The following is a 24798-nucleotide window of genomic DNA, read 5'->3' on the forward strand; positions in this document are numbered from 1 at the left end:
GTGGGGGTGGGGGTGATGGACGTGATGCTCGTGTCGGGGCCCAGGCCGGAGTCGAGGCTGGGATCGAGGTCGAGGTCGAGCCCGGGGTCGGGGTCGGGGTCGGGGTCGGGGTCGGGGTCGGGGTCGGGGTCGGGGTCGGGGTCGGGGTCGGGGTCGGGGTCGGGGTCGGGGCGAGGGTCGAAGAGTTCGAGGTCTGGCGTCAGGATGACAATGGCAATCGGTTTCTGATGTCCCGGCACTCCGATCAGGCCTCGGCCGACGCGGAGGTGGCGGCGATGGAGGCCGGGGTTCAGCACAAGCAGCTCTACGAGGTTCGGCGGGTCACGCCGCGTAGATCTTTGTAGGGGTGATGACCAGGCCGGCGGTGAACTGCTCGCCGAAGTTTTCGGGGGTGTCGAACATGGCACCCATGCGCTCGACGTACTTCGCGAGGTAGGCGGGGTACTGGTCGGCGCGAGGGAGGGTGGGGTCGTGGCGTGCCTCGCCCTCGATGCGGACGATGTTGCGTCCGATGTCGGTGACGTCAAGGCCGAGGCTGACTTTTGGGTTGTCGGCGATGTTGCGAAGTTTGGCTTTGGTGGCACGACTGTAGACGACGATGGTGCCGTCTTCGCGGGCTAGGAACCATACGGGGACGGTGATGGGTTGGCCGTCGGGGCGGACGGTTGTCAGCCATGTCATGAGGTTGCTGTGGAGGCGGTCTTGGACGCGTTGGCGGTCGGGAGCGGGGAGGTGGGTGGTGAGGTCGGAGATGAGGGTGGTGGTGGGGAGGGTGGTGGTGGGGAGAGTGGCGGTGGGGAGAGTGGCGGCGTGGGGCTGAAGATCCATAGGGGTAGTTGTACCTGGCTGGGGGCGGGGTGTGCAGTGGATTCGGGTGGTGCCGAATGCGGGTGGTGATGACGACCTTCGGCCATGGTGCTGACTGGTCGGTGGCGGTCGTTGGGTGGGGGGTGGGGTCTATCTCCGAGAGCTGTTGCGGGGATGGGGAAACCCAAGGTCAAAAGCCAGATCAAAGGCCAGATCAAAAGCCAGTCAAGGTCAACTGCGCCTCCGGCGGCCCCTCCGGGGAGGGCCTCGCTCTGGAAAGAGTGGGCCAGGCGGGCTGGTGCGGCTTTGGTCTGTGGTTCCGGTTTCGGTTCCGGTCTTTCCGTCGCATCGTCGCCTGAAGGAATCACACCGCCCAGGCGGTATCAAGGCGACCCTTTGGGTGCCGTGCCCCGGCTGATGCGAGCCTTGACACCGCCTGGGCGGCGCGATTGGCTGCGCCCGCCGAAGCGACGGAAAGACCGGAACCGAAGACCTAACTTTGGGGCAAACCAAAAGTCAAAAGCGGGGCGACCGGTTGCGATGATCACCGGTTTCGTTGGCCGCTGCCGGTTGTGATGGTAGCGGGGCAGTCGGTTGCGATGCCGATCGGTTCTGTTGGCCGCCGCCGGTTGTGATGCTGGCGGGGCCAGCGGGCGTGATGGCGTTTGGTTCTGCTGGCTGCCGCGCATTGCCATGATGGGGTGGGCTGCTCAGTAACCCGGCCGCCGGGTCAGCTTCGCGCATTGTCTGCGGCCAGCCTTACCGCCACAGCATCGCGATCGGCCGCCTTGTCGTCGCTGCGACCTTCAGTGGTCAGGGCGACGGTCGGCCAGTCCCCCGCCAGTCGGCCGGTTGCTGTTCTCGCCGTCCTCTTCGAAGATCCTTGGGCCTGTTATCTTGGCTCTCGCTTAGCCAGCGTCACTGCCCCGTCGCTCGACTCGCGTTCTCCACGATCGCGTCGACGTACGTCTTCCACAGTTCCTCCGGTAGGTCGTGGCCTGCGCCGGGGACGATCAGGGGATCGATGCCCAGGGCGGCGGCTGTTGCGTAGCCTCCGCTGACGTCGACCAGTTTGTCTGCTTCGCCGTGGATTACCGCTGCGGGGATCTTGATGGTGGTGAGGGCTGGGGTGCGGTCGGGGGCGGCGAGGATGCAGGCTAGTTGGCGGGCTGTGCCTTCGGGGGTGTGGGAGCGGTCGTGGGCTTCGGCGATCAGGGTGTGGAGGGTGGGGGTGGGGTAGGAGGGGGAGCCCACGATTTCGAAGAGGTGTTGGGTGTTGTTGATGGCTTCTTCGCGGGTTGTGGGGGTGGGGGCGAAGATCAGCATCAGGACTTCGGGGGCGGGTTGGCCCACGGTGGGGGCGCCGGTGGTGGACATCATGGAGCACAGGGAGCGGGTGCGGGTGGGGTGGTCGATGGCCAGTTGTTGGGCGATCATGCCGCCCATGGAGGCGCCGACGATGTGGGCGGTGGGGATGGAGAGGGCGTCGAGGAGGGATGCGGCGTCGGTGGCGAGGTCGGACATGGTGTATGGGACGGTGGACAGGTCGCCGGTGAGGATGGCGCCGAAGTCGGGGGTGGGGGTGTCCAGGATCGTGGACAGGCCGCTGTCGCGGTTGTCGAAGCGGATCACGTGGAAGCCGGCGGCGGCGATGGCTTGGCAGAAGGGGACGGGCCAGGCGGTCATCTGGGTGCCTAGGCCCATGATGAGCAGGAGCGGGTCGGCGGTGGGGTCGCCGAAGGTCTCGTATTCGAGGTGGACGCCGTTCGCGGAAGCCTGGGGCATGCCGGTCACCCTACGCCGGGTGTCGGTGCGGATTGGCACAATGGGGGTCATGCAGACCGCGTTGCTTGATACCCCGATCGGGACGTTGACGGTGGGGGCCACGCCCCGCGGGTTGCGGATGGTCCGGTTCCCGCAGGAGCGGGGGCGGGCCGAGGCGGAGGTGGTGCAGGAGGCGGAGGAGTTCGATCCGGAGGTGCTGGTCGCGGCGGAGGCGCCGGTGGCGGCGGGTCGGAGTGTCAGTCCGGAGCGGATCGCCCGGGCGCAGTTGGACGAGGCGCTGCTCCAGCTGCGCGAGTACTTCGAGGGCGACCGGACCAAGTTCGACATCGCGCTGGACTGGTACGGCGTCAGCGGCCTGCGCCTGAGGGTGTTGAAGCTGCTGGCCGACGTGCCCTTCGGCGACACGGTCACGTACGGCGACCTGGCGAAGGGCTCCGGGGCCGGGGTCACCGCGTCGCAGGCGGTCGGCGGGATAATGGGCAGCAATCCGCTGCCGATCGTCGTGCCCTGCCACCGGGTGCTGGCCGCCGATGGGCTCGGCGGGTTCGGGGGCGGGCTGCGGACGAAGGAATGGCTGCTGGCGTGGGAGGGCGTGCTGCCCCCGGCGCTGGACTGGGATATGTGAGTCAGCCGAGGTCGGTCACGAGTCGGCCGTGGATGTGCTCGTCGTGCAGCTTGCCGTCGCCGTAGCGGTAGGAGCTGCGCGTCGTTCCCTCCATCGAGTAGCCGGCCTTGTCGGCCACCCGGCAGGACGCCGCGTTCTCCACGGCGTGGATCAGCTGCATACGTGTCAGGCCGAGGTAGCCGAAGGCCCAGTCGGTGACCGTGCGCACGGCCACCGTCGCTATGCCCTGGCCGCGGGCCCAGGGCGCCACGCGGTAGCCGAGCTCGCCGGCGGAGTTGTCCAGGTCGATCTTGTGCAGTGACACCATGCCGAGCAGGCGGCCCTCGACGGCTCCGTAGACGCAGAACAGGGCGCTCTTGCCCTCGTCGAAGCCGGCCCACTTCTCGGCCCAGGCGCGGGCCCGCTCCTCGGAGACGCCGGAGGCCAGCGGGTTCCACAGCCGGATGTCCTCGTCCAGGGACATCGCCATCATGTCGGGCACGTCCCGCAGCGACGGCGGCCGCAGCTGGTAGCGGCCCGCGACGATCTCGGTGGGCTCCACGAGCCGATCAAGCGGTTCCATGGCGCGTATTGTGCCCGACAGGACACCGCCGCCCGAGCTAATATCGGCGGGCATGGAAAGGATCGCCAACCATCCCGCGGTGCTCGCGGTCGAGACGAAGCTGCGGACGAAGGGCTTCGAGCCCCGGGTCGTCGTGCTGCCGGAGTCGGCGCCGAACGCCCAGGCGGCCGCCGATCAGATCGGGTGCGAGGTCGGCGCCATCGCGAACAGTCTGATCTTCGACGCCGACGGGGCCCCGCTGCTGGTACTCACCTCCGGCGCGCACCGGGTGGACACCGCGAAGCTGGCCGCCGACCTCGGGGTCACGAGCCTGGGCCGGGCCACGAAGGAATTCGTGTACGAGCACACCGGGCAGCGCATCGGCGGCGTCGCGCCGGTCGGGCACCCGGCGCCGGTGCGCACGGTCATCGACATGGCGCTGCGCGACTATCCGGAGGTCTGGGCCGCGGCTGGGCACGCGCACACCGTGTTCCCGCTGACGTTCGACGAGCTGGTCCGCGTGACCGGCGGCGACGTCGTCGCGGTGAACTGACACCGCGACGGCGTCGGCGCGCGCCTGTCTGAGCGGTCCGTCCGACCGGACCGCTCAGGTCAGACCGCCGTAGGCGGCCATCACCAGGCCGAGCCCGCGGCCGTCGGTCATGGTCAGCGGGTCGAGCATCTGATTCATCACATAGGCGACGGTCAGGTGCGACTTCGGGTCGGTCATGACCATCGACCCGCCCCAGCCGCCCCAGCCGAACGTGGTGCCGAACACGCCGAAGCCCAGGCTGTAGGTCTGCTCGACGGTGATGATCCGGTCCTTCCCGCTGAACTCCGGACGCCACGCCCGCTCGCATCCCGCCTCGGACAGCAGGCGCGCGCCCCGGGCCACTCCCCCGTTGCCCAGTGCGGCCTGCACCAGGGCGGCGGACCTGGCGTTGCCGATGCCGTTGGCGGCCGGGATCTCGGCCTGGTGCCAGGCGACCGAGTTGGCGTCCTTGACCCGGACTCCGCCTGCGGCCGGCTCGCCGTCCCGTTCGACGGCCGCGGCGGAGGAGAACTCGTCCGTCAGCCCTGGCGGCGCCACCAGGGGTGCGACCCGGTGCTCGTCCTGCGCGGACAGCCCGATGTGGAAGTCGGCCCCCAGCGGCCCGGCGACCTCGTCGGCGAAGTACGTGCCGAGGCTGCGTCCGGAGATCCGGCGGACGAGCTCGCCGATCAGGTATCCGAACGTCATGGAGTGGTAGCCGCAGGCGGTGCCGGGCTCCCATTGCGGTGGGGCGGCGGCCAGCCGGGTGATGCACGCGTCCCAGTCGTAGAGCTCGTCGACGGTCATGGTGCCGGGCCAGTCGGCCAGCCCGGCGGTATGCGAGAGCACGTGCCGGACCAGCACGTTCTCCTTGCCCGCCGCGGCGAACTCCGGCCAGTAGCGCGCGACCGGCGCGTCCGGGTCGAGGTCGCCGCGGTCGATGAGCAGCAGCGCGCACAGCGCTGTCATCGGCTTGGTCGTGGAGTTCACCGTGGTCATCGTGTCGCGTTCCCACGGCGTGGTGCGGGCGGCGTCGAAGTACCCGCCCCAGATGTCCACGACCGGCTCACCGCCGACGAAGACCGCGACCGACGCGCCGAGGTCGACCTTGTCGAGCTGCTCGGCGAGGGTCTCGGCGACAGCGGCGAAGCGTTGCTCATAAGAGCCCTGAATCTCGGCCATACGGCGGACGCTACCCGACCGGCGTCGACTCTCCGACCGAATAACGGCGGTCGCGTCGGGTGCCGCCGCCGGTTATGGCGTCTGCCATAACACCAGCTATCGCGCCGGCTCCGGAACTGATTCCGAAACCGGCTCCGGAGTCGGCTCCGGCCGGTTCCCCAGGTTCCGCACGGCCGGCACGCTCAGCATCCCGAGCAGCACCGCCACCAGCACCGCTCCGGAGGTGTAGAGCGCGGCGCTGGTGCCGACCGCGCCGCTGACCGGGCCGGCCAGGGCCTGGCCGATCGGGAAGGCGACCAGCGAGCCGGCGAGCTCGTAGGCGGAGATCCGGTTCAGGACGCCGGCCGGGATGTGGGTCTGGACGCTGGTGGACCACATCACGCCCCAGAAGGCGATCGTCGCGCCGCCGATCATCGCGCCGGCGCAGACGAACGGCAGTGTGCTGCCGGAGGCCATGATCAGCGGCCAGACCGCCCAGGCCAGCAGCACCGTCGCCCCGGAGGCCAACGGCCGGACCGGCCGGAACCGGACCCCGGCCAGGCCGCCGACCACGCCGCCGGCGCCGAAGGCGGTCCACATCAGGCCCAGCCCGGAGGCGCCGTGCCGGTCCGCGACCAGGATCGTGGCCAGCGGGCGGATCGGGCCCCACACCGTGATGCCCAGCACGATCCAGCCCGCGATCACCGCGTACATCCAGGTCCGGGAGCGGAATTCATTCCAGCCCTCGACCAGGTTGCGCCAGGTGGAGACCTCGGTGCCGGACTTGGGGAGCGGGCGCAGCCGCAGCGCCATCAGGCACAGGCCGCTCACCGCGAAGGTGGCGGAGTCGACCGCCAGCACCACCGGCACGCCGGCGACCGCGATCAGGACGCCGGCCAGCGCCGGACCGCCGAGGTTGGCCATCGACTCGGCGACCCGGACGACGGCGTTCGCCCGCTGGAGGTCGTTCGACACCTGGGTGACCATGCTGGCCAGGCCGGGTTGGAAGGCGGCGGTGCCGACGCCGTGCAGCGCGGACAGCGCCATCAGCAGCCACAGCGCGGGGTGTCCGACCGCGAACGCCGTGGCGCTGGCGGCCTGGAGGACGAAGCGCCCGGCGTCGGCGCCGACCATCATCCGCTGCGGCGTGAACCGGTCCGCGAGGACGCCGCCGAACAGGACGAACGCCACGAACGGGACCATCTGCGCGGCCAGCACCAGCCCGACGCCGGTGGTGCCGTAGCCGAGCTCGACGACCCCGTACAGCAACGCCACCGGCAGCATCGCGTCGCCGAGCAGCGAGACCAGGCGGGCGGTGAAGTAGAGCCGGAAGTCGCGACTCCACAGCGGCGAAACAGTGCGTATGGGGACATCACAGGTCGCCGTCATGGCGCCCCCCTCTAGGTCTAGACCAATGGCGTCGTCGCAGGGGCAACACAGGAGGCGTCACAAGATATTTCCGCGCGGGCCGACGTCCTATCGGCGGGTTCCCTGACATCTCCTGAACGGCACCGCGTAGACGTGCGCGCCGCGCCAGAATGAGCGTGGCTCACGCCGTGACCGCGCCCCCGAGAACGGAAGGCCCCGCATGCCTGTCCCGCTCCCCGACGCCGCCTCCGTCCTCCTGCTGCCGCCGGACGCCGCCGAAGTCGCGACCGTGGCCCGCGGCGTGATCTCCGCGGTGGCGCCGGAGGCCGGACTGACCGGGCTCCAGCAGACGTTGCTGGCGGCGATGTTCCACTCGCTCACCGGCTTCGACATCGATCCGGCGGCGGTGCAGGCCGGACTGGCCGAGAAGCCCTATAGCGCCCAGGAGTTCGCGCAGGACCTGCACCGCCGCAACGCGGCGTTCCGAGGCCGGGTCGTGCAGATGATGTTCACCACCGAGCTGGTGCTGGACCCGCTCCCGGCGGCCGTGGCCGGCCGGGTCGCGGAGTTCGCCGCCGAGCTGGCCTTGCACGACGATCTCGAAGACGTGCTGCACGCCTCCGCCGACCGCGGCCGCCGTCTCGCCGCGATCGACTTCGACCGGAACGGCTACCTGCACGACTTCGACCTCGGACACGCCGGCCACCTGCACGTCGGCGACGGCGCTCTGCACGGCCCGTGGGCGCCGGTGGAGGACGACCCGGCGCTGGCCGGCCGTTGGGCGTCGCTGGGCGGGCTGCCGGTCGGGACCCTGGGCCGGGGCGTGTACGAGTTCTACAAGACCCGCGGCTTCTCCTTCCCCGGTTCGCCGGGCTCGGCGCCCCCGCTGCTGGCGCAGCACGACTGGGTCCACATCCTGGCCGACTACGGCACCCGTGTGGAGTCCGAGATCGAGGTGTTCGCGTTCATCGCCCGCGCCAACGACGACCTCCACGCCTTCTCCCTGCTGGCCATGGTGGTCAGCCTGTTCGAGACCGGGGCGCTGGCGACCGGGGCCGGGCTGTTCGAGGCCGACCGGGGGCACCTGTCCCAGCCCGGGATGGCGGCGCGTTTCGGCGACGCGCTGCGCCGTGCGGCGCTGTGCTCGGGCAGCAACGACTTCATGGCGACGGACTGGTTCGCGGTGGCGGACAAGCCGGTGGAGGTGCTCCGCAAGGAGCTGATGCTGCCGGGGAAGAGTGATGCCGCGCTGCGGGCCGGGAGTGTGGGGCCGTGGGACGTCGGCGGTATCAGTCCGTTCCAGCTCGACGCCGGGCGGAAGCTGGCCGAGGCGGAGGGGCGGGAGTACGCGGGGCCGGGGCTCGGGTAGTCGGTGGCGAGCTGCGGCGGGGCGGCGAGCGCCGGATTCAGGGCCCGGACGGTCAGAGCCGGACAGTCAGGGCTCGAACGGTCAGGGCTCGGACGGTGGGGGCCCGAACGGTCAGAGCCCGGACGGTGGAGCCCGAAGGTCAGGGCCCGGAAAGAGGGCGAGGCCCAGGGTTTTGCCCGCCCTGGGCCTCTCCACGCAGCTCAGGCGTGGTGCCGTCGTTGTGCGCACGCCGATGGCGTTTAAGAAAGCGGGTTAGTCTCATGACACTGTGCTCTACCGATTGAGCTATCCCCGCACGGAAAGCAGGGAACGGGGGTCGAACCCGCAACCTCAGTGAAAGACCCACTTCCGGTCGATCCGGCGATGGACGGCGAGGACTTAGCTTGGAGCGAGAGTCTGAGGTTACTCATCGCTGCCTCTACCATTTGGGCTACCTCCGCGCGGAATGCAGAGGGAGGGACTCGAACCCCCACTGTCACGATGTCGATCAATCTCAAGCGTCATATTAAGCTTGGTCGCTCGCCGTCGATCCTAGCGGAACGATCAGCCGAAGAGGTAGCCGAATACGGCCTCGCCGACGTGCTGGTCGGTGACCTCGAAGGTGTTCGCCTCCTCGCGCGCGAACTTCACCGCCTGGCTCAGCTTCTCGACGCGCTCGACCAGTTCGTTGACGCGCTGGGCCGGCAGGGCGCCGGAGAACTTGGTCTGGGTCCAGTAGCCGACGGCGATGTCCTCGTAGTAGACCTCGACCTGCGCCGGGTGCTTCTCAGTGGCCTCGGCCTTGACGTGGTTGCGCGGCACCTTCTTCGTGCGCAGGGTGCGGACGGCTTCGGTGCGGTACCAGTCTGTAGAAGCATCGTGGGACCACGCCTCGCTGGCGTCCAGCACCGGCAGCTTCTTCACGAAGGTGTGCAGGTCGGTGAGCTGCTTCTCCAGGAAGAGAAGGTAGGACACGGGGACGTCGCGCAGCAGGGTGCGGCCCTCGACGACGACGTCGGCCCGCGCGGTGCAGTTCGCCCAGTCCTTGGTGGCGGTGACGTCGAACAGGCGGGTGAGGCCGGCGCTGATCTGGTGGAGGACGTCCTCGGCCTTGACCTGGACGCGGGTGGACTCCGGCGGGAGCTGCTCGCCGTCCTCGTCCTTGGGCTGGTAGACGCGGCTCAGGCCGGTGAGCAGCGGCTGCTTCTGGACGTCGTGGTGGGCCTGGGTGAGGTCGGCGTAGGACTTGCTCTTGACGCCCTTCTCGATGGCGATGATCTGGCTGAGCTTGGTGGCCATGGTTGTGTTCCCCCCAAATGGATGTTCGGTCGCTTGCATGAGTCTGAATGTTCTGATCGCAGCCTATGGACACGGGCCGACAATCGCCGTGGCGGGTCGGGGCCCGCCGGTCCGACGCGTCCGGTGCGATGTCCTGATGATGGCAGAACCTTGACGGACGGATGGAGGGAATTTCGCGAACGCCGGTCGTCGTCCCGACTTGATTGACCGACTTAGTCAGTCATCCCTATGCTGCCGGGTGGCAGGGGGCTGTTCCGGCCACGCTGGCCGTGGCGACCGTTCCGGAGGGGGATGCGGGGATGAGCGGGAACGTGATGGCTTGGCGGCCGGTGATGGCTTGGCGGCCGGTGATGGCGGTGGCCGCCGTGGCGGCGGTGGCGCACTTGGCGGTGGCAACGCGCTTCGGGTGGCACCATGACGAGTTCTACTACGTCGTCTGCGGTAGACACCCGATGTTCGGGTACGTGGACCAGCCGCCGATCGCGCCGTTGCTGGCCCGGCTCGGCGACGCGGCCGGCGGGCTGTTGGGCGTGCGGTTGCTGGCGATCGCGGCACAGCTCGGGTGCATAGTGCTCGCCGCGGCGCTGGCGGCCCGCTTCGGCGGACGGGGCGCAGCGCAGACGTTGGCGGCCGCGGCGGTGGCGGCGTCGCCGGTGTTCGTCGCCGCGTCGATGCTGTTCGGGACGACGGTGCTGGACCAGGTGGTGTGGGCGGCGGTGTTCGTGCTGGTCACGCGCGCACTGCAAGAGTCCCGACCGGCACGCTGGTGGGCGGCGGCGGGGACGGTCGCGGGGGTCGGGCTGGAGACCAAGGACACGGTCGCGGTGCTGATGCTGGGTATCGCGGTCGGTCTGCTGTGCCACCGGCGCGAGGTGCTGCGGACGCCGGGGCCGTGGATCGCGGCGGCGCTCGCGCTGGCCCTGGCGGCGCCGAACCTGGTCTGGGACGCACTGCACGGCTGGCCGAACCTGACGATGGACCGGGTGCTGTCCCGCCAGCAGGGCGGCCCACTGGGCTCGCTGCTGAGGTTCCCCGAACTGCCGCTGCTGCTCGGCGGGACGGCGCTGATCGGGATCTGGTACTTCGGCCTGCGATGGCTGGCCGCGCCGGAGAACCGCGAGTTCCGCTGGCTGGTGCCGACCGCCGGAGTCGTAGTGGCGGTGTTCATCGCCGGCGGCGGAAAGGTGTACTACGCCGCGCCGCTGCTGGTGCCGCTGTTCGCGGCCGGGGTGACGCGGATGGAGGCTGCGACTCGACGGCGAGTTGTTGAGCGGGGGGCTGGGGGCAGCATCGCTGACGCTGGCAGGTCGAGCGCCAGTTCCACGAGCACCAGCAGCACTACCAATGCCCGCACCAGCAATATCAGTACCGGCACCGACAGCAACTACAGCACCAACACCAGCACCGGCAGGGGCACCGGCAGCAAAGCCGAAGACAGTGGCGGTGGCAACAAATGCACCGGCGGCAGCAGCAGTACTGTTGGCAGCGGCAGCGGCAGCACCGACGGCGACAGCAGCGGTGACACCGGCAGCAAAGCCGAAGGCAGCAGCGGTGCCAGCCGCGATTACACCGGCGGCAACAGCAGCAATATCGGTGGCGGCAGCAGTAGAAGCGGCACCGACAGCAGCAGCGCCAATGCCAGCGCCAGCGACACCGGCGCCGAGCACCCCACCGTCGCCAAAGCCCTGCGCCGCGAAGTCCGCCTCCCCCTCGCGATCTCCTTCGCCGTCAGCCTGGCCGTGGGCCTGCCGATACTCCCTCCGGCCGCGGCGACCGCGCTGCGCGGCGTGAATCCGGAGCTGATGCAGACCTACGGCTGGCCGCGGGTGGTGCGGCAGGTCGCTGATGCCGCTGCGGCGCTGCCGGCCGATGTCCCTATCTTCGCCGGTGATTTCGGTGAGGCTGGTGCGTTGGCGGTTCTCGGGCCCGGCGACGGGCTGCGTCGTCCCGTCTACAGCGGGCATGACAGCTACACCTACTGGGGTCCGCCGGCCGGCAGCCCGGAGACGGTGTTATGCGTCGGCAAGTTCCGGCCCGATGAGCTTCGTCGGTTCTGGGGCCGGGTCGACGAGATCGCGCCGATCACGCTGCCCGCCGGGTTGACGAACGGGGAGACGGCGCAGCGGGCCGCGATCTACCTGTGTCGCCAGCCGCGTGGGAGCTGGGCCCAGCTCTGGCCGCAGCTGACCCACATCGACTGATCATCACATAGGGAAAGCTCTACTTCAGGGCCCTACTCCCCCGTCCGCAAAGCGCTGACCACCGCCGTCAGCTGTGCAACGATCCCTGCCAGCGAGGCTCCGTCGCCGCCGCCCACCGTCACCGCCTTGTACTCCGACGGGGTCGGCAGCTTCTCGACGATCTCCGGCAGGGCGCCGATCAGCTCGGCCTGGAGCGCCGACGCGGTGCGCGCGTTGGCGATCTCGCTGCGGATGCGCTCCCGCTCCAGTTCCATCAGCTGACGCTCGTGGTCGGCGGCGTAGCGGGCCCGTACCGCGGCGAGTTCCGCGTCCAGCCGCATCCGCGCCAGCTCCTGCTCCTCCTCCAGCCGGAGGCGCGCCATCACGGTCTCCTGCTCGTGCCGCTCGCGCTCCAGCGTCAGTGTGTGCAGGCGTGTCGCGTGCGCGGCTTCGGCGGACTTGCGGGCGATCTCCTGCGTGCGCTCGTCGCGTCGGGCCTGCTCCTGGCTGTCGCGGTCGAACTCGTGCGCGGCGGTGGTGGCGCGCAGTTCCGCCAGGTCGCGCTCGTCGCCGAGCCGGCGGGTCTCCTGCTTGCGGGCCTCGGCCATGCGGCTCTCGGTGACGGCGCCGTCGGCGGCCAGCTCGGCCAGCGCCGCCAGCCGTCCCTGCTCGGAGCGGAACGGCTTCTGCAGGTTCTCCCACAGCGTCTTGGAGCTGACCACCGCTTCCTTGATCTGGACCGTCACGATCCGCAGGCCCAGCCCCGCACCGTCGTCGCCGCCGGCTCCCTCGGCGCCGCCCCGGGACCCCTCGGCCACGCCGCGCAGCCGCGCCGTGAGCTCCTCGATGATCGGCTGCCGGTCGCTGAGCACCTCGTGCACGCTCATCGTGGCGACCTTGTCCTTGATCGCCGCCTCGGCCTGCTCCCGCAGCTGGAGGTTCACCAGCCGCATCGGGTCCTCCGGATCGGAGAAGTCCAGCTTGCGGTAGGCGGTTCCGAAGTCCTGGATGATCCACTGCACGTAGGCCTGCACCAGGACGCCCTGCAACTCGCTGCATATGCAGAACGCGTTGAGCAGGATGGTCTGCATCGCCCCCGGCACCACCAGGAACGAGTCCGTGGTCGGCCGGTACCGGAACGACACCCCCAGTCCGATGTGCCGCGGCCGGTCCTCCCCGCGCCGCGTGTGCACGACGAACGCGTTCGGCGGCACGAGCACCGTCTTCCAGCGTCCGACCCCGGTGATCCGCACTTCCACACCTCCCGGTCCCCCGGCCCCGCCGGTCCGTCCGGCCGCCGCGTCCGCGGCGAACTGCTCCAACCGCGCCGCCCGGCCTCGGCCCGGTCCGGCACCCGATCCGCCTCCGCGCTGCTGCCGCGCCTTGTCCGCCGGCGCCGACACCGACATCGGCGCCGCGCCGGGAGGCGGCGGAGGCGGCATCGACGGCGCGAACGGCGCCGACGACGCGACCGGCGCGCCGCTGAAACTGCTCGGCCGCTTCACGCGCAGATCCGATTCCAACCGCTCCTGCTGAGCCAAAACGTCGTCAAGGTACGTATTACGACCTTGATCAGTCACGATGCCACCCCCTGGAGATCACCCGAATATCGGCCCGGACACCGGTCCCGGGTCCCGACGCCGCGTGTCGGCACCGTAGCAGGGCACGACGACAGGCGTGGGGCACTCCGGGCCGCCCGCCCGCGAATGGCTCTGGGTCCGCGCGCCCGGACCGGATACGATCATGGGACATGGACAACCTCGAGAACCCCCTGTGGGGCGACGACTGGACCGAGGTCCGCGAGCTTTTCGACAATCTGCAGCCGGGCCACGCCTATCTCAACCACGGCGGCTTCGGCAACGCGCCGCGCACCGTGCGGGCCAACCAGGAGCAGTGGCGGGCGCGGATGAACGCCAACGCCACCCGTTTCTTCCGCCGCGAACTGGGCCCGGGGCTGAACACCGCCGCGCGCGCCGCCGCCGAGTTCCTCGGGGCGCCGGCCGGCGACCTCGTCGCCCTGGTCGCCAACGCCACCGCGGCGATGTCGATCGCCATCGCCTCGGTGCCGCTGGAAGCCGGGGACGAGGTGCTGGTCACCGACCATCTGTACGAGACCTCGGTGTGGGCCGCGGGGCGGCGGGCGGAGGAGGCGGGGGCGCGGCTGGTGACAGCCGCTGTGCCGCTCGACGCCGACGCCGCCGGGATCAGCGCCGCGGTGCTGGACGCGGTGACGCCGCGGACCAAGCTGGCGGTGATCGACCACGTGGCGTCGATGACCGCGCGCCGGTTCCCGGTGGAGGACCTGGTCCCGGCGTTGCAGGCGCGGGGCGTCATCGTGGTCGTCGACGCCGCGCACGCGCCGGGGATGCTGCCGGTCGACCTGGCGTCGCTGAATCCGGACTTCTGGGGCGGGAACCTGCACAAGTGGGGTTATGCGCCGCGCTCTGCGGCGGCGTTCTGGGCGGCGCCGCAGTGGCGGTCGGCGCTGCGCAACCCGATCGTGTCCTGGGGCGAGCGGGCCGAGTATCCGCATCGGCTGACCGAGGTCGGCACCACCGACCGCACGTCGCTGCTGGCCAGCCCGAACGGCATCGCGTTCCTGCGGGCGCTGGGTCCGCAGCGGATCCGCGAGCACAACGTGAAGCTCGTCGAGTACGGGCAGGCGGCGCTGGCGGCGGCGCTGGACCTGGACCCGGCGACGCTGCCCGGCGATCCCGGCGTGCCGATGCGCGTGGTACCGCTGCCGGTGCCGTTCGACGACCCGCGGGACCTGCAGGCCGAGATCTCCGACCGGCTCGGGGTCGAGGTGTCGGTGCCGAAGTGGAATGGGCACACACTGCTGCGGATCAGTGCGAACATCTACAACGCCCCCGCCGAGTACGACCGGCTCGCCGCGGGGATCAAGTCCGTTCTCTAGACCCTGACACCCAGGGTCCAGTTGTTCTCTATGAGGGGGAAGCTCGATGCAGATCGCCGTTCTCGGCACCGGGGAGGTGGGGCGCCGGCTGGCGTCGCGGTTGGTGCAGGTCGGGCACCGCGTGGTGCTGGGCTCGCGGACCGCGGACAACGCCGAGGCGCACACCTGGGCCGGGGAGAACCACTCGGCGCACGGCACCTTCGCCGAGGCGGCGACGTTCGGCGAGGTCGTCGTCAACGCCACCGGCGGGCTGGTCACGGCGGCCGTGCTGGAGGCGGCGGGGGCCGCGAACCTGGCGGGCAAGGTCGTGATCGACGTGTCGAACGCGCTGGACTTCTCGCGGGGCTTCCCGCCGGACGCGGTGACGTTCGACGGGCTCGGCGTCGCCGAGACGATCCAGCGCGACTTCCCGCAGGCCCGGGTCGTGAAGACGCTGAACACCATGAACAACAAGGTGATGGTGCGGCCGGACCTGGTGCCGGGCGACCACGTGGTGTTCCTGTCCGGGGACGACGCCGACGCCAAGGCCGTCACCGCCGGGCTGCTGCGCGACATGGGGTGGCGGGATCCGCAGATTCAGGACCTCGGCGGGATCTCCACGTCGCGCGCCACCGAGCAGTTCGTGATCATGTGGGTGCACATGAACGGCGTGCTCGGGGGCGGGTCGGGGATGTGGAACATCGGCGTGTTGCGGGGCGAGGACACGCCGTTCGTGTAGTGCCAGCAGTGCTTGCAGTGCTTGCAGTGCTTGCCGTTCTTGTGATGTGCGCACGAGCGTGAGACGCGGCCCGGTCCGGTCAGGACCGGGCCGTGCTGCGCTCCAGGGGCCCGCCGTACCAGGTCGGCAGTGGTCGGACGCCGATCGCGACGTCGAAGGCGGCGCGCGCCTGCAGCCGGGTGGAGTCCAGGGTCGGCAGGGGCGAGAAGTCCGGGGTGACCAGCAGCGGGATCTCGGTGCAGACCAGGGCGACGGCGTCGCAGCCCTCGGCGGCGAGGGTGGTGATGACGGCGCGGTAGGCGGCGCGGCTGGCGTCGGTGAAGACGCCGTTGACGAGTTCTTCGAAGATGATGGCGTCGATGGTGCGGCGGTCGGGTTTGGCGGGGATGACGGCCTCGATGCCGCGGGCGGCCAGGGCCCGGGGGTATACGGGGCCTTCCATGGTGAAGCGGGTGCCGAGGATGCCGACCTTGCGGTGGCCGCGCTCGGCGGCGGTGTCGGCGACGACTTCGGCGATGTGCAGGCCGGGCAGCGGGTAGGGATCGCCGTCGAGTTCGAAGGCCAGGTGGGCGGTGTTGTCGGGGCAGATGAAGAAGTCGGCGCCGGCGGCGGCGAGGCGTTCGGCGCTCTCGCGCAGGATGGCGCGGACGGCGGGGTAGTCCCCTGATTCCCAGTGCGGCATGGAGCGGGACAGCGGGATCAGGTCCAGGGTGACGTCGGGATGGGCGTGCGGTCCCAGACGGGTGAAGCCCTCGCGGGTGAAGGTCTGGAAGGACAGCGCGGCGCCTTCGGCGGAGTGCGCGAGGATGCCGAGATGGTGGTGGGACTGCATCGAGGCCTCCGGCTTGAGGGGTGGTCGTCTGTGAGTTGAGATTCCGCCATTGTGCGGCAGGGAGTGCGGTCTGTGGGCGGTGGGGGTGGTGCGTAGACGGCGGGCAGGCTCTGATCGGGTGCTGATCGGGGCTGATCGGGGGCAGATCGGACACTGAGCGGGCGCTGCACGAGTGCTGGCCGGGCACTGATTGGGCACTGACCGGAGTGCGGACCGAGGCGCTGACCAGCTGCCGTGTGGCCGCAATGCGGGGAATGTGCGTGTTCTGTCGGCGTTCACCGCGGGTTCGGGTCCCGGATGTCCCCGGGATAGGCGTTCCGCTCGGCGGTTTCCTCGGCGATGCTGGTGAAGTGCGATTGGCTAGGGGCAGCGGCGGCTGGCGGATCGAGGTGGGCGACCGGCAAGCCATGACGCTCGTGTTGTGGCTGCGCGACGCCGCGGGGATGACGCCGGATCTGGATCCGCCGATTCCGCCGTTGGAGCCGCCGGTCGCGGTGGTGCCGGAGCTGGTGTCGTTGGTCGACGCGCAGGCCACCGCGCAGTGGACGGGGCTGTGGCTGGGGCTGTGGGAAGGGCGTCTGGAGGAGTGGTTCACGCTGGAGATGCTCGCGCCGCCCCGGTTCGAGCTGCTGAACCGGTCGCACAAGCTGCGCAAGCTGTTCGCGGCGGGGTTCCCGGACGCGGTGGCGTGGGCCAACGAGAACCGGCCGGCGGCCGGGGGCGCGACGGGGCGGCCGGCGGCCGTGCCGGGGAGCGTGGTGAAGCAGCTGGAGGGCGAGCTCGGGCGGCGGGCCCGGGACTTCGAGCTGGGGATCACGGTGCTGCCGGTGGCCGGGCGGGTGTTCTGGATGCTGCCGGACGGCGGCCTGGTGGTGAGCACGAGCTTGTTGCGGGACGGGCGGGCGTTCAAGGCGTTGCTGTACGACGTGTTGGCTTCGGTGGTGTGACGGCCGTGGCGTGAGGGCGGCGGCGTGATGGCGGCGGTATGAGGGCCCGGCTCGGCCGATCGGGGGCGGCCGCCGAGGCGCGGCTACTGTAAGAATCATGACCGCCCCCGCCAAACGTCCGGGCCGCCGTCCCGGTACGGCCGACACCCGCGGCGAGATCCTGGCCGCGGCCCGCTCCGAGTTCGCCTCACGCGGCTACGAGAAGGCGACGATGCGCGGGATCGCGCGCGCCGCGGGGGTGGACGCGGCGCTGGTGCACCACTATTTCGGGTCGAAGGAGCAGGTGTTCCTGGCGGCTCTGGACTTCCCGATCAACCCGGCGACGGTGGTGGAGATCGTCTCGGGGGATCCGTCGGACGTCGGGGTACGGCTGGCCCGGTACGTGGTGGGGTTGTGGGAGGTGCCGGAGGCGCGGGAGCGGCTGCTGGCGGTGGTGCGGACGGTGGCGTCGAACGAGGAGATGGCGGCGCTGGTGCGCGGGTTCGCACGGCCGCGGCTGGTGGTGCCGTTGGCGGAGCGGGTCGGTGGGGCGGACGCCGAAGTGCGGGTGGAGATGGCGCTGGCGCAGATCATCGGACTGGCGATGGCGCGGTATGTGATCCGGATGGAGCCGGTCGCTTCGGTGGGGAGCGAGGAGCTGATCGGGTTGCTCGGGCCGGCGTTGCAGCGGTTGTTGGGTGCTCAGGAGTAGGTAGGCAGTAGTAGGCAGTAGTCGGTGGTCAGGGCAGTCGGCGGCTGGCAGTCGGCTGGCAGTCGACCGATCGGCAGTCGGCAGTCGGGCAGTCGGCAGTCGGCGGCTGGCAATCGGTCGGCAGTCGGGCAATCGGGCGGACATAACGAGGGCGGCGCGGTCGGACCATCATTCAGTCCGAACCGCGCCGCCCTTCGGCGTTCCCGCCGTGCCTACCCCTGCGCGGGCGCCTTCCCCCGGCGCGGCATCAGCGTCGCGACCAATGCGGCCGCGGCCAGCAGTACCGCCGCGCCGAGCATCGCGCCGCCGAAGCCGGCGGCCAGGGCGGACTTCGCGGAGCCGGTGTGGTTGGCGGCGATGTGGGCCGAGACGGTCGACAGGGCTGCCAGGCCCACCGCGCCGCCGACCTGGCGGGAGGTGTTGATCAGGCCGGAGGCCAGGCCGGCCTCGTGGCGCGGCATGCCGGCGGTGCCGGCCACGGCCAGCGGGGTCATGGCCAGGCCCATGCCGAAGGTGAGCAGCATCAGCGGGCCCAGGACGTCGGCGGTGTAGCTGCCGTCGGCCGGGAACCGGGACAGCCAGGCCAGGCCGGCGGCGGCGAGCAGCGGGCCGATCAGCAGCAGCGGGCGCGGGCTGATCCGGCCCAGGGACCGGGTGGCCACCATGGTGCCGGCGACGATCATGGCCGAGCCGGGGATGAAGGCGAAGCCGGCCTGGAGGGCGTCGAAGCCGAGGACCTGCTGCAGGTACAGGCTGACGTAGAACCACATCGCGAACATGCCGGCGCCGATCAGCAGCGCGGCCACGTCGGCGACGGCCAGCGACCGGTTGCGGAACACCCGCAGCGGGACCAGGGCGTGGGTGCTGCGGGCCTCGATGAGCACGAACAGCGCGAGCAGCGCCGCGCCGGCCACGATCGGGACGAGCACCGCCGCCGAGCCCCAGCTGTGCGTGTCGGTGGTGACCACGCCGTAGACGACGCCGGTCAGGCCCAGGGTGACGGTGATCGCGCCGGGCAGGTCCAGCGTGCGCAGCGTGGCGCCGCGGCCGGGGGCGCGGGCGATCAGCGGGACGGCGGCCAGGATCAGCGCCACGCCGATCGGGACGTTGACGAACAGCACCCAGCGCCAGCTCACCCACTGGGTGAGCATGCCGCCGACGACCGCGCCCATCGCGCCGCCGGCCGCCATCGTGCCGCTCCAGACGCCGAGTGCGCGGGTGCGCTCGCGCGGCTCCAGGAAGGTGGTCATGATCAGCGTCATGGTGGCCGGGGCGAGCACCGCGCCGGCCAGGCCCTGCACCGAGCGGGCGGCGATGAGCAGGCCGCCGGTGTCGGCCATGCCGCCGGCCAGGCTGGCCGCGGTGAAGCCGATCAGGCCGGTGAGGAACACCGGCTTGGCGCCGAACAGGTCGGCGGCGCGGCCGCCGAACAGCAGCAGGCCCGCGAAACCGAGGGCGTAGGCGTTGACGACCCACTGCACGCCGGTCGTGGACAGGCCGAGCGATTCGCGCATGGCCGGCAGGGCCACGTTCACGATGCTTACGTCGCGTATCACGCAGCTTTGCACTGGACGGCCTAGGCCAACGTGCGGACCGGCTGACCAGGGACGGAGCCTAAAATCATGGCCAAGACCAAGATAGCGCCGAAGGGCAAGCGGAGCGCACCCACCCGGCCGAAGCGGGGGCCGGGGGCGCGGGCGTTGGTGGCGGCGCGGATCAGCCAGTACACCGATGAATCGGTGTCGATCCCACGTCAGATCAAGTCCGGTGACAGCCACGCAGCGTCGAAGGAATGGCCAGTTGTCGGATACGTCAAGGACGAAGACGTGTCGGCGTCGAAGGTCGCGCCGATGGATCGCCCGGCCTTGCGCAAGTGGCTGACTGACCGGGCTGACGAATGGGATGTCCTGATCTTCTGGAAGCTGGACCGGATCATCCGTTCGCCGGCAGACCTCACGGACATGATCCGGTGGTGCGAGGAACACGGCAAGAACCTGGTCTTCGTAGACGACGGCTTTGACCTGACGACGCCCATCGGCAAGGCCATGGCGTACATCGCCGCCGTGTTCGCCGAGATGGAGGTTCAGCGCACGTCTGAGCGGGTGAAGGCGGCGCAGAAGGAGCTTCGGACGTCGGTGCGCTGGGGTGGAGGACGGCCGCCGTTTGGGTTCATGACGGCCCCCGCGCCGGACGGCAAGGGCCGCATCCTGGTCCAAGACCCGAGCGCCGTGCTAGTCATCCGTGAGTTAGGAAGGCAGGTCATGAACAGTGCTTCCCGGTACTACTGCGCGAATGAGTTCAATGATCGAGGCATCCTCACCCCGACTGATCACGCTCGTGATCGCAAGCGCGCGGAGGTCGAGGCAGGCGGGGGCACGTATACGGGCGCCCTGCCGCAGGGCGAGCAGTGGTCAGCTGCCACGGTTAATCAGGTCCTCACGAACCCCGCAACGCAGGGGATCAAGATGCACGACGGCAAGCCGGTAGTCGGTGAAGATGGGATGCCGCTGCGGATTGCCGAGCCGATCTTCAGCGATGAGGAGTGGGCCCGGATTCAGAACCAGCTCACGGCCAGCGGGCGAGACTACTCGTCGCGGACAGCGGACCTCGCTTCGCCGTACCTTGATGTGCTGATGCACAAGTGTGGCAAGCCGCTTTACCGGAACAAGCCGAACGAGGCGAACAACATCGCAGACCGCTACCGCTGCACCAACCGGGCCGCACACCCGGATGGGACGGGCACGATCCCGACTGAGTTCGCCCATGCCGCCATTGAGGAATACCTGCTGAGCTACTTCGGTGACGTGCAGCGCAAACGGCGGGTCCTGATACCAGGCGAGGACCATACGGCGGAACTGGAGGAGGTGGAAAAGGCCCTTGGCCGCCTGCGAGCCGACCGCGACGCCGGGGACTGGGACGACGACGAAGGCGGGTACCGGTCGCGGTTGAACGCCCTGCGGGGAAACATCAAGCGGCTTAAGGCACTCCCCCAACGGCCGGACACGTGGGAGCTTCAGGACACCGGCGAGAGATGGGCGGATTGGTGGCAGCGTTCTGATGAGGCGATGCGCCGGGAGGAGCTGATCCGTGCCGGGGTGCGCGTCTACCTGTTCCGCCAGAAGCGCGCGACTGAGACCGAAGTAGGTTTCCTCGACGCGCCGGACATCGCCGGCGTGTTAACCGACCCCGCCGAGCCCATGACTGTCCGGGGTGACATGCCAGACCTGATCGAACGCGAGCGCACCAGGTAGGAATCAGACGGCTGGAAGCGCAAGAAGGCCCCCACCCGCGAGGGGTGGGGGCCTTCTTGCGCAGGGGTGGGAGAGCCGACCTAGCGCGGGTGGACTTGCGCGCCCGGCGCGAGTTCATCGCGGTCACGGAGCCGGGCGAACGTGGCCGCAAGTTGCTCCTTCGGTGAACGGCCGAGCGGATCACGGTCTGGCACGGTCACCACTACCCAGCAGATTCCGTCGTCGCCGACGATCGAACGAACGTCATCCTCGATGGCAGCAGAGGACGTCTCCTTTCGTGAGCGATTGCGCCATTGCCTACCCTCGGTCGCTGTTCTGTTGTCCGAGTCGGGAGCGGAGCGGCGGCACGTCAAGCGGCCTCGCCGTCCCGGGTCGCATCCCACGTCGCCTCGCGGACGGCTTGCCATGCCCGCGCGAGGGTGCCGCGGTCGGTGGGTTCCCAGCTGTCGGGCCAGTGGAGGCACTGGGACCACTGGACGCGCACGGCTCCGGGCTTGAGGGCGGTGATGATGCCGGTCAGGCAGCAGCCGCAGGCGAGCTGCCGTGTGGACTGCCACCGCCGGCCAATCCAGCTATCGGGCGGGGTCTGGGCGTAGCGATCGTGGACATGGATGTGGCGCATCGCTTGGTCTCCTGAGGTGGAAGGGGTGTTTCGGGTGACGGGGGCGCGATATCCGCAGCGGCCCGACCGCTGAGGGGTCGAGGCTTCCCGGGGGTGAAGCTGGGCTATTCGATGTCGTCGCGCGGGAGGCCGTCGTAGAAAGCCGTGCAGCGCTCGTCGAGTTGCCGGTAGAGCTCGGTGATCACGCGCCAGTCGGCGCGATACTGCTCGGGGAGGTCGTCGGCGTCGAGGCCCCATTCGAGGGCGCCGATCACACCGCCTTCCCAGTCGACTTTGTCTCTTACGTCGTGGCCAGTATCGAGGGGGAATATCGGCAATCGGGCTCCTTGGTGCTCGATTTGAGCGCGGGACCCACCCGCGCATCGGGTGGCGGTCAGCGTCGGCGCGGGGCCGTTTTGGAGCGGTCTGTGCCGTTGGAGCCTCGGCTCCGGGAAGGGACGACGATCACCGCTCGTCGCTTTCGCGATAGCCGCGCCGGCGTTCGGACTTGTACCGGGGCCGGGTGCGCCGGGTGGAGTAGGTGTAGAGGTCTTCGTCGTCGAACGACAGGAGATCGTCAGAGCACAACGAGATCCGTTGTGCGCGACCCCACCGCAGCAGTTGAGCGGCTTCGTCGGTTGTGGGGTCCATGTCATCGAGAAGCCACATCAGCGCTCCTCGATGGCGGAGTAGGAGGCCTGGGTGCCGGCGGCGGTGTGAGAGGGAGCGGCCCGCGTTGCGGTGAGTAGGACAACCAGCAGAACGGCGGCCAGTGCCCGGGGGATGCGGTGGGGGCGGCGGTGTCGCCCGCGCCCGGCAAGTACTGTCATCTATGTTCTCCTTGCTCTGTGTACTGGCGTAAACGCCTTGGTCAGAGCATAGGCGAGCCCCACCCCTGGTTGTCAACTCATGTCAACGAGAAAAAGCTTCCATGTACGTGAGTACATGGATCTAGCGGTGGCCCGCACGCGGACGGTAGCCGCGTTTCGATAGCTGTCTCCGTGTAGCCGTGGCAGTAGGCATCGCGACGACGGCGGCCAAGTAGGCCGAAACCGCCCGCATGTGACGCTCGCTGGGATGAAGGACCCGGGGGTTGAGTACTAAGCGAGTGGCAGTTCAGTCCACTGATGGCGACGACATCGCAAACACCCGTTGTCGTGGTGCATCGGCCGCTAGGACACCGCTCCATCTATCAGGGCGGAAAGGCGAAACTGCCGTAGCCGTCTCCCTCGGGCCGCTGCTGCTTCTACAGTGCTGCTATGGGCGGGGAACTCGGCAGTGTGAGGCAATACCAGTACTGGTCCGAGCGGTTGGTGAACGAGGTAGCCGAAAGTAACTCGATAGACCTGTCACATCGGCCGGCCAGCTGGTCGTTCACCTTCAGGGGGCTTCAGCGAACGTCACCTAAGGCGCGGGAGACGCTGTTCCGCAACGAGGTCGCCGAGCGGATCGCCAGGGCGATCGGCCAACGTGCTGTGGACGACCCAGTGACCCCGGGCCCGGAGTACCTTAAGGGTGTCGCCGACCTGGACATGTTCCGCTTCGTCGGCGGGCACTCCACAGAGCACGCCGCTGGCATGTGTACTCGAATCTTTCCGTCTGAGGGGTCGTGGATCGACGTATGCCTGTTTGGCAGTCTGCACAACTTCCTCGACCGTATCCGGGCCGCCGAGGCGCCGCATGGCAGAAGCGACTGGTGGTCCTCGTCAGCTCCATGGATATACGAACTGCTGGAGAGCCGGGGGCGTGTCAACACCTGGTTGGATGATCCCGATGACTATGAATCGATCGCCATGGAGATCCTGAAGGTCTGCATAGACCAGGGTATGAAGCGCGACGGCTTCCACTACGGCGCGCCCGAGACCAGATCGTTCACTCTGGGCCATTCCCGCAGGGCCGAATTCTTCGCCAGCGTCTTCCTAGACGTCACCTTGACGCCCGAGCGGTGGGAAGACGACGACGGGCGCCGACCGTATGGTGCCCATCGGATCATGGTGGGCTTCCCGCTTTGGGTGAGGACCAATGGACCAGAATCAATGATCGTCTACACCCCCGAGATGCGTCAGGAAGCAGAGATAAGACGCCAGCGAGACATTGAAAGAAGCTACGAGCATGATCGCCGGCTCACCGCCAAGCGGGCGCTAGAACAATGTGCTCCTCACCGGGCTGAGGCAGAAGCTTCCGCTGCGTTGGGCCGATCGCCCAGTACGCCGCCTCCGGTCGTTGAGTCGGGCGGCGGAGCAGGCGACAGTAGCCAGCGCCCTGACTAGGGCGCATCTCAATCGGCCGCAGACGTCTTCTGGTGCGCTCCACTCTCGATGCCGTGTAGAGACTGGACGAGCGTGAGGACCGCATCGAGGCTGGCATCGGACAGGCCGGCGGCGGCGCGAGAAAGGGCGTGCACCTTCGGGTCCTGGAGGATGCGGTCGAGCTCGATCTGCTCGACGCCGAGCTGGTGTGTGTCCTCGAAGAAGTAGAGCGGACTGACGTCGAAGAACGCGGCCAGCAAGGCAATGTGGCGCCGGGTGGGATTCTCTTTCATGCCGCTGCGCAGCTGCCAGATGTAGCTGGGCGAGATGGGCGCCTTCCCATCGGGGTCCGCACCCACAACTTCCAAGATCGCGTCCGCGACCTCCTGGTACGAAAACGGTCCGCGACCCTTCGGGTGGACAGTCTCGAACAGGTGGTCAAGCCGTTGGGTGAGGAAGGTGACCTTCTTTTCGCCCTTCGGCTTGGTGCTGCGCTCGTTGGGTGCGACCTCCGTCGAACCCTTCGCCGGTGTGCCGCCGCTCGTAGACATGGGTACATGATACATGACGGCCATCGACTGGTGGAAGCGTGGCCCCAAACTCCCTGATCAGGCCGGATGTGAGACCGATGATTCTGCGAAACCTAGGCCGGGAAGCGCGTCGGTGAGGCGTAGCAGCAGGCGCGCCGTCGCCAAGGCGCGTCCAGCCGCGCCGCAGCTTCCGGAGTTGGGATCGGGATTATCCAGGGTGCACGGGCCCCAACTCGGAGTGAGCCCCGCTCGCTTGGCGAGGCTCAGCGTGTCGAGCACCATCGCAGGCTGCCACAGCGGGAGTATCCGCCGGATTAGCGCCAGGTTGGAACCGGCGCCATGGACGACCACGGCACCGTCCGGCAGGTGTGCGCGGATATCTTCTGCAACCGATCTGAATTCCCGTGCGCGACGTG

General features: G+C 69.4%; 25 protein-coding genes. 10 read left to right on the forward strand and 15 right to left on the reverse strand.

All coding sequences use genetic code 11. The annotated features are described in order from the left end of the window. From ABD481_RS28410 to ABD481_RS28420, 3 genes are all read right to left on the reverse strand, one after another. Nucleotides 1-239 (reverse strand): hypothetical protein (locus tag ABD481_RS28410; protein ID WP_344668846.1); only part of this gene is annotated, 239 nt, incomplete at its 3' end. 82 nt (nucleotides 240-321) lie between these two features. Next, a complete protein-coding gene (locus ABD481_RS28415; protein WP_344668847.1) occupies nucleotides 322-828 on the reverse strand; it encodes a pyridoxamine 5'-phosphate oxidase family protein in 507 nt (168 codons plus the stop codon). 897 nt (nucleotides 829-1725) lie between these two features. Then, nucleotides 1726-2592 (reverse strand): alpha/beta fold hydrolase, encoded by an 867-nt coding sequence (locus ABD481_RS28420; RefSeq protein ID WP_344668848.1) that lies wholly within the window; start codon nucleotides 2590-2592, stop codon nucleotides 1726-1728. 49 nt (nucleotides 2593-2641) lie between these two features. Here ABD481_RS28420 and ABD481_RS28425 point away from each other — a divergent pair, with 49 nt between their 5' ends. Beyond that, nucleotides 2642-3217 (forward strand): methylated-DNA--[protein]-cysteine S-methyltransferase, encoded by a 576-nt coding sequence (locus ABD481_RS28425; RefSeq protein WP_344668849.1) that lies wholly within the window; start codon nucleotides 2642-2644, stop codon nucleotides 3215-3217. A gap of 1 nt (nucleotide 3218) precedes the next feature. Here ABD481_RS28425 and ABD481_RS28430 read toward each other — a convergent pair whose 3' ends face one another. Further along, nucleotides 3219-3779, reverse strand: a complete 561-nt coding sequence (locus ABD481_RS28430) for a GNAT family N-acetyltransferase (RefSeq protein WP_344668850.1) — start codon at nucleotides 3777-3779, stop codon at nucleotides 3219-3221. A gap of 52 nt (nucleotides 3780-3831) precedes the next feature. Here ABD481_RS28430 and ABD481_RS28435 point away from each other — a divergent pair, with 52 nt between their 5' ends. Continuing rightward, nucleotides 3832-4311, forward strand: coding sequence for a YbaK/EbsC family protein (locus ABD481_RS28435; RefSeq protein ID WP_344668851.1), 480 nt, complete (start codon nucleotides 3832-3834; stop codon nucleotides 4309-4311). Between the two features lie 54 nt (nucleotides 4312-4365). Here the strand turns inward: ABD481_RS28435 and ABD481_RS28440 are convergent, their stop codons facing one another. Next, a complete protein-coding gene (locus ABD481_RS28440; RefSeq protein WP_344668852.1) occupies nucleotides 4366-5472 on the reverse strand; it encodes a serine hydrolase domain-containing protein in 1107 nt (368 codons plus the stop codon). A gap of 96 nt (nucleotides 5473-5568) precedes the next feature. Further along, nucleotides 5569-6840: an MFS transporter gene (locus ABD481_RS28445; RefSeq protein ID WP_344668853.1), complete on the reverse strand. Its 1272-nt coding sequence runs from the start codon at nucleotides 6838-6840 to the stop codon at nucleotides 5569-5571. Between the two features lie 199 nt (nucleotides 6841-7039). Between ABD481_RS28445 and ABD481_RS28450 the strand changes: the two genes are divergently transcribed. Further along, nucleotides 7040-8188, forward strand: coding sequence for a hypothetical protein (locus ABD481_RS28450; protein ID WP_344668854.1), 1149 nt, complete (start codon nucleotides 7040-7042; stop codon nucleotides 8186-8188). Between the two features lie 543 nt (nucleotides 8189-8731). On the opposite strand, the gene ABD481_RS28455 is transcribed toward ABD481_RS28450, so the two are convergent. Continuing rightward, nucleotides 8732-9466, reverse strand: coding sequence for a DUF7873 family protein (locus tag ABD481_RS28455; protein ID WP_344668855.1), 735 nt, complete (start codon nucleotides 9464-9466; stop codon nucleotides 8732-8734). 299 nt (nucleotides 9467-9765) lie between these two features. Between ABD481_RS28455 and ABD481_RS28460 the strand changes: the two genes are divergently transcribed. Next, entirely contained in the window at nucleotides 9766-11667 is a 1902-nt protein-coding gene (locus ABD481_RS28460) for a glycosyltransferase family 39 protein (RefSeq protein WP_344668856.1), read from the forward strand. Nucleotides 11668-11699: 32 nt separating this feature from the next. Here the strand turns inward: ABD481_RS28460 and ABD481_RS28465 are convergent, their stop codons facing one another. Next, nucleotides 11700-13226 carry an SPFH domain-containing protein gene (locus ABD481_RS28465; protein WP_344668857.1) on the reverse strand — a complete coding sequence of 509 codons (1527 nt, stop codon included), beginning with the start codon at nucleotides 13224-13226 and terminating at the stop codon, nucleotides 11700-11702. A gap of 170 nt (nucleotides 13227-13396) precedes the next feature. Between ABD481_RS28465 and ABD481_RS28470 the strand changes: the two genes are divergently transcribed. Beyond that, on the forward strand, nucleotides 13397-14563 hold the full coding sequence (locus tag ABD481_RS28470) for an aminotransferase class V-fold PLP-dependent enzyme (protein ID WP_344668858.1): 1167 nt from the start codon (nucleotides 13397-13399) through the stop codon (nucleotides 14561-14563). 46 nt (nucleotides 14564-14609) lie between these two features. Beyond that, nucleotides 14610-15281 carry an NADPH-dependent F420 reductase gene (locus ABD481_RS28475; protein ID WP_344668859.1) on the forward strand — a complete coding sequence of 224 codons (672 nt, stop codon included), beginning with the start codon at nucleotides 14610-14612 and terminating at the stop codon, nucleotides 15279-15281. Between the two features lie 79 nt (nucleotides 15282-15360). Here the strand turns inward: ABD481_RS28475 and ABD481_RS28480 are convergent, their stop codons facing one another. After that, the gene (locus ABD481_RS28480) at nucleotides 15361-16113 is read right to left on the reverse strand and encodes an aspartate/glutamate racemase family protein (protein ID WP_344668860.1); all 753 of its coding nucleotides are present in this window, start codon (nucleotides 16111-16113) and stop codon (nucleotides 15361-15363) included. 350 nt (nucleotides 16114-16463) lie between these two features. On the opposite strand from ABD481_RS28480, the gene ABD481_RS28485 reads away from it, so the two are divergent. Both ABD481_RS28485 and ABD481_RS28490 read left to right on the forward strand, forming a co-directional pair. After that, complete coding sequence (locus tag ABD481_RS28485) at nucleotides 16464-17060, forward strand: hypothetical protein (protein WP_344668861.1); 597 nt, start codon at nucleotides 16464-16466, stop codon at nucleotides 17058-17060. 97 nt (nucleotides 17061-17157) lie between these two features. Beyond that, nucleotides 17158-17751 carry a TetR/AcrR family transcriptional regulator gene (locus tag ABD481_RS28490; protein WP_344668862.1) on the forward strand — a complete coding sequence of 198 codons (594 nt, stop codon included), beginning with the start codon at nucleotides 17158-17160 and terminating at the stop codon, nucleotides 17749-17751. Nucleotides 17752-17963: 212 nt separating this feature from the next. Here the strand turns inward: ABD481_RS28490 and ABD481_RS28495 are convergent, their stop codons facing one another. Next, nucleotides 17964-19307: a DHA2 family efflux MFS transporter permease subunit gene (locus ABD481_RS28495; protein ID WP_344668863.1), complete on the reverse strand. Its 1344-nt coding sequence runs from the start codon at nucleotides 19305-19307 to the stop codon at nucleotides 17964-17966. Between the two features lie 66 nt (nucleotides 19308-19373). On the opposite strand from ABD481_RS28495, the gene ABD481_RS28500 reads away from it, so the two are divergent. Continuing rightward, on the forward strand, nucleotides 19374-21002 hold the full coding sequence (locus ABD481_RS28500; RefSeq protein WP_344668864.1) for a recombinase family protein: 1629 nt from the start codon (nucleotides 19374-19376) through the stop codon (nucleotides 21000-21002). Nucleotides 21003-21351: 349 nt separating this feature from the next. Here the strand turns inward: ABD481_RS28500 and ABD481_RS28505 are convergent, their stop codons facing one another. The 4 genes from ABD481_RS28505 to ABD481_RS28520 all read right to left on the reverse strand — a co-directional run bounded on the left by ABD481_RS28505 (nucleotide 21352) and on the right by ABD481_RS28520 (nucleotide 22433). Then, nucleotides 21352-21624: a hypothetical protein gene (locus ABD481_RS28505; protein WP_344668865.1), complete on the reverse strand. Its 273-nt coding sequence runs from the start codon at nucleotides 21622-21624 to the stop codon at nucleotides 21352-21354. Between the two features lie 104 nt (nucleotides 21625-21728). After that, nucleotides 21729-21941 (reverse strand): hypothetical protein, encoded by a 213-nt coding sequence (locus ABD481_RS28510; protein WP_344668866.1) that lies wholly within the window; start codon nucleotides 21939-21941, stop codon nucleotides 21729-21731. A gap of 127 nt (nucleotides 21942-22068) precedes the next feature. After that, nucleotides 22069-22272, reverse strand: a complete 204-nt coding sequence (locus ABD481_RS28515; protein WP_344668867.1) for a hypothetical protein — start codon at nucleotides 22270-22272, stop codon at nucleotides 22069-22071. Beyond that, a complete protein-coding gene (locus ABD481_RS28520; RefSeq protein ID WP_344668868.1) occupies nucleotides 22272-22433 on the reverse strand; it encodes a hypothetical protein in 162 nt (53 codons plus the stop codon). The genes ABD481_RS28515 and ABD481_RS28520 overlap by 1 nt, the downstream gene beginning before the upstream one ends. A 429-nt stretch (nucleotides 22434-22862) precedes the next feature. Between ABD481_RS28520 and ABD481_RS28525 the strand changes: the two genes are divergently transcribed. Next, the gene (locus ABD481_RS28525) at nucleotides 22863-23873 is read left to right on the forward strand and encodes a hypothetical protein (protein ID WP_344668869.1); all 1011 of its coding nucleotides are present in this window, start codon (nucleotides 22863-22865) and stop codon (nucleotides 23871-23873) included. An 8-nt stretch (nucleotides 23874-23881) separates the two neighbouring features. Here ABD481_RS28525 and ABD481_RS28530 read toward each other — a convergent pair whose 3' ends face one another. After that, a complete protein-coding gene (locus ABD481_RS28530; protein ID WP_344668870.1) occupies nucleotides 23882-24403 on the reverse strand; it encodes a helix-turn-helix domain-containing protein in 522 nt (173 codons plus the stop codon). Between the last annotated feature and the right edge of the window lie 395 nt (nucleotides 24404-24798).

The organism is Catenulispora yoronensis (assembly GCF_039531695.1).
Taxonomy (GTDB): Bacteria; Actinomycetota; Actinomycetes; order Streptomycetales; family Catenulisporaceae; genus Catenulispora; species Catenulispora yoronensis.

Bases quoted from the DNA above. Each gene is read 5' to 3' on its own strand.
- ABD481_RS28430 (WP_344668850.1), bottom strand. From the start codon at position 3,779: ATGGAACCGCTTGATCGGCTCGTGGAGCCCACCGAGATCGTCGCGGGC.
- ABD481_RS28515 (WP_344668867.1), bottom strand. From the start codon at position 22,272: ATGTGGCTTCTCGATGACATGGACCCCACAACCGACGAAGCCGCTCAA.
- ABD481_RS28435 (WP_344668851.1), top strand. From the start codon at position 3,832: ATGGAAAGGATCGCCAACCATCCCGCGGTGCTCGCGGTCGAGACGAAG.
- ABD481_RS28415 (WP_344668847.1), bottom strand. From the start codon at position 828: ATGGATCTTCAGCCCCACGCCGCCACTCTCCCCACCGCCACTCTCCCC.
- ABD481_RS28450 (WP_344668854.1), top strand. From the start codon at position 7,040: ATGCCTGTCCCGCTCCCCGACGCCGCCTCCGTCCTCCTGCTGCCGCCG.
- ABD481_RS28445 (WP_344668853.1), bottom strand. From the start codon at position 6,840: ATGACGGCGACCTGTGATGTCCCCATACGCACTGTTTCGCCGCTGTGG.
- ABD481_RS28460 (WP_344668856.1), top strand. From the start codon at position 9,766: ATGAGCGGGAACGTGATGGCTTGGCGGCCGGTGATGGCTTGGCGGCCG.
- ABD481_RS28440 (WP_344668852.1), bottom strand. From the start codon at position 5,472: ATGGCCGAGATTCAGGGCTCTTATGAGCAACGCTTCGCCGCTGTCGCC.
- ABD481_RS28420 (WP_344668848.1), bottom strand. From the start codon at position 2,592: ATGCCCCAGGCTTCCGCGAACGGCGTCCACCTCGAATACGAGACCTTC.
- ABD481_RS28475 (WP_344668859.1), top strand. From the start codon at position 14,610: ATGCAGATCGCCGTTCTCGGCACCGGGGAGGTGGGGCGCCGGCTGGCG.
- ABD481_RS28470 (WP_344668858.1), top strand. From the start codon at position 13,397: ATGGACAACCTCGAGAACCCCCTGTGGGGCGACGACTGGACCGAGGTC.
- ABD481_RS28530 (WP_344668870.1), bottom strand. From the start codon at position 24,403: ATGTCTACGAGCGGCGGCACACCGGCGAAGGGTTCGACGGAGGTCGCA.
- ABD481_RS28425 (WP_344668849.1), top strand. From the start codon at position 2,642: ATGCAGACCGCGTTGCTTGATACCCCGATCGGGACGTTGACGGTGGGG.
- ABD481_RS28480 (WP_344668860.1), bottom strand. From the start codon at position 16,113: ATGCAGTCCCACCACCATCTCGGCATCCTCGCGCACTCCGCCGAAGGC.
- ABD481_RS28505 (WP_344668865.1), bottom strand. From the start codon at position 21,624: ATGCGCCACATCCATGTCCACGATCGCTACGCCCAGACCCCGCCCGAT.
- ABD481_RS28520 (WP_344668868.1), bottom strand. From the start codon at position 22,433: ATGACAGTACTTGCCGGGCGCGGGCGACACCGCCGCCCCCACCGCATC.
- ABD481_RS28500 (WP_344668864.1), top strand. From the start codon at position 19,374: ATGGCCAAGACCAAGATAGCGCCGAAGGGCAAGCGGAGCGCACCCACC.
- ABD481_RS28525 (WP_344668869.1), top strand. From the start codon at position 22,863: ATGGGCGGGGAACTCGGCAGTGTGAGGCAATACCAGTACTGGTCCGAG.
- ABD481_RS28490 (WP_344668862.1), top strand. From the start codon at position 17,158: ATGACCGCCCCCGCCAAACGTCCGGGCCGCCGTCCCGGTACGGCCGAC.
- ABD481_RS28455 (WP_344668855.1), bottom strand. From the start codon at position 9,466: ATGGCCACCAAGCTCAGCCAGATCATCGCCATCGAGAAGGGCGTCAAG.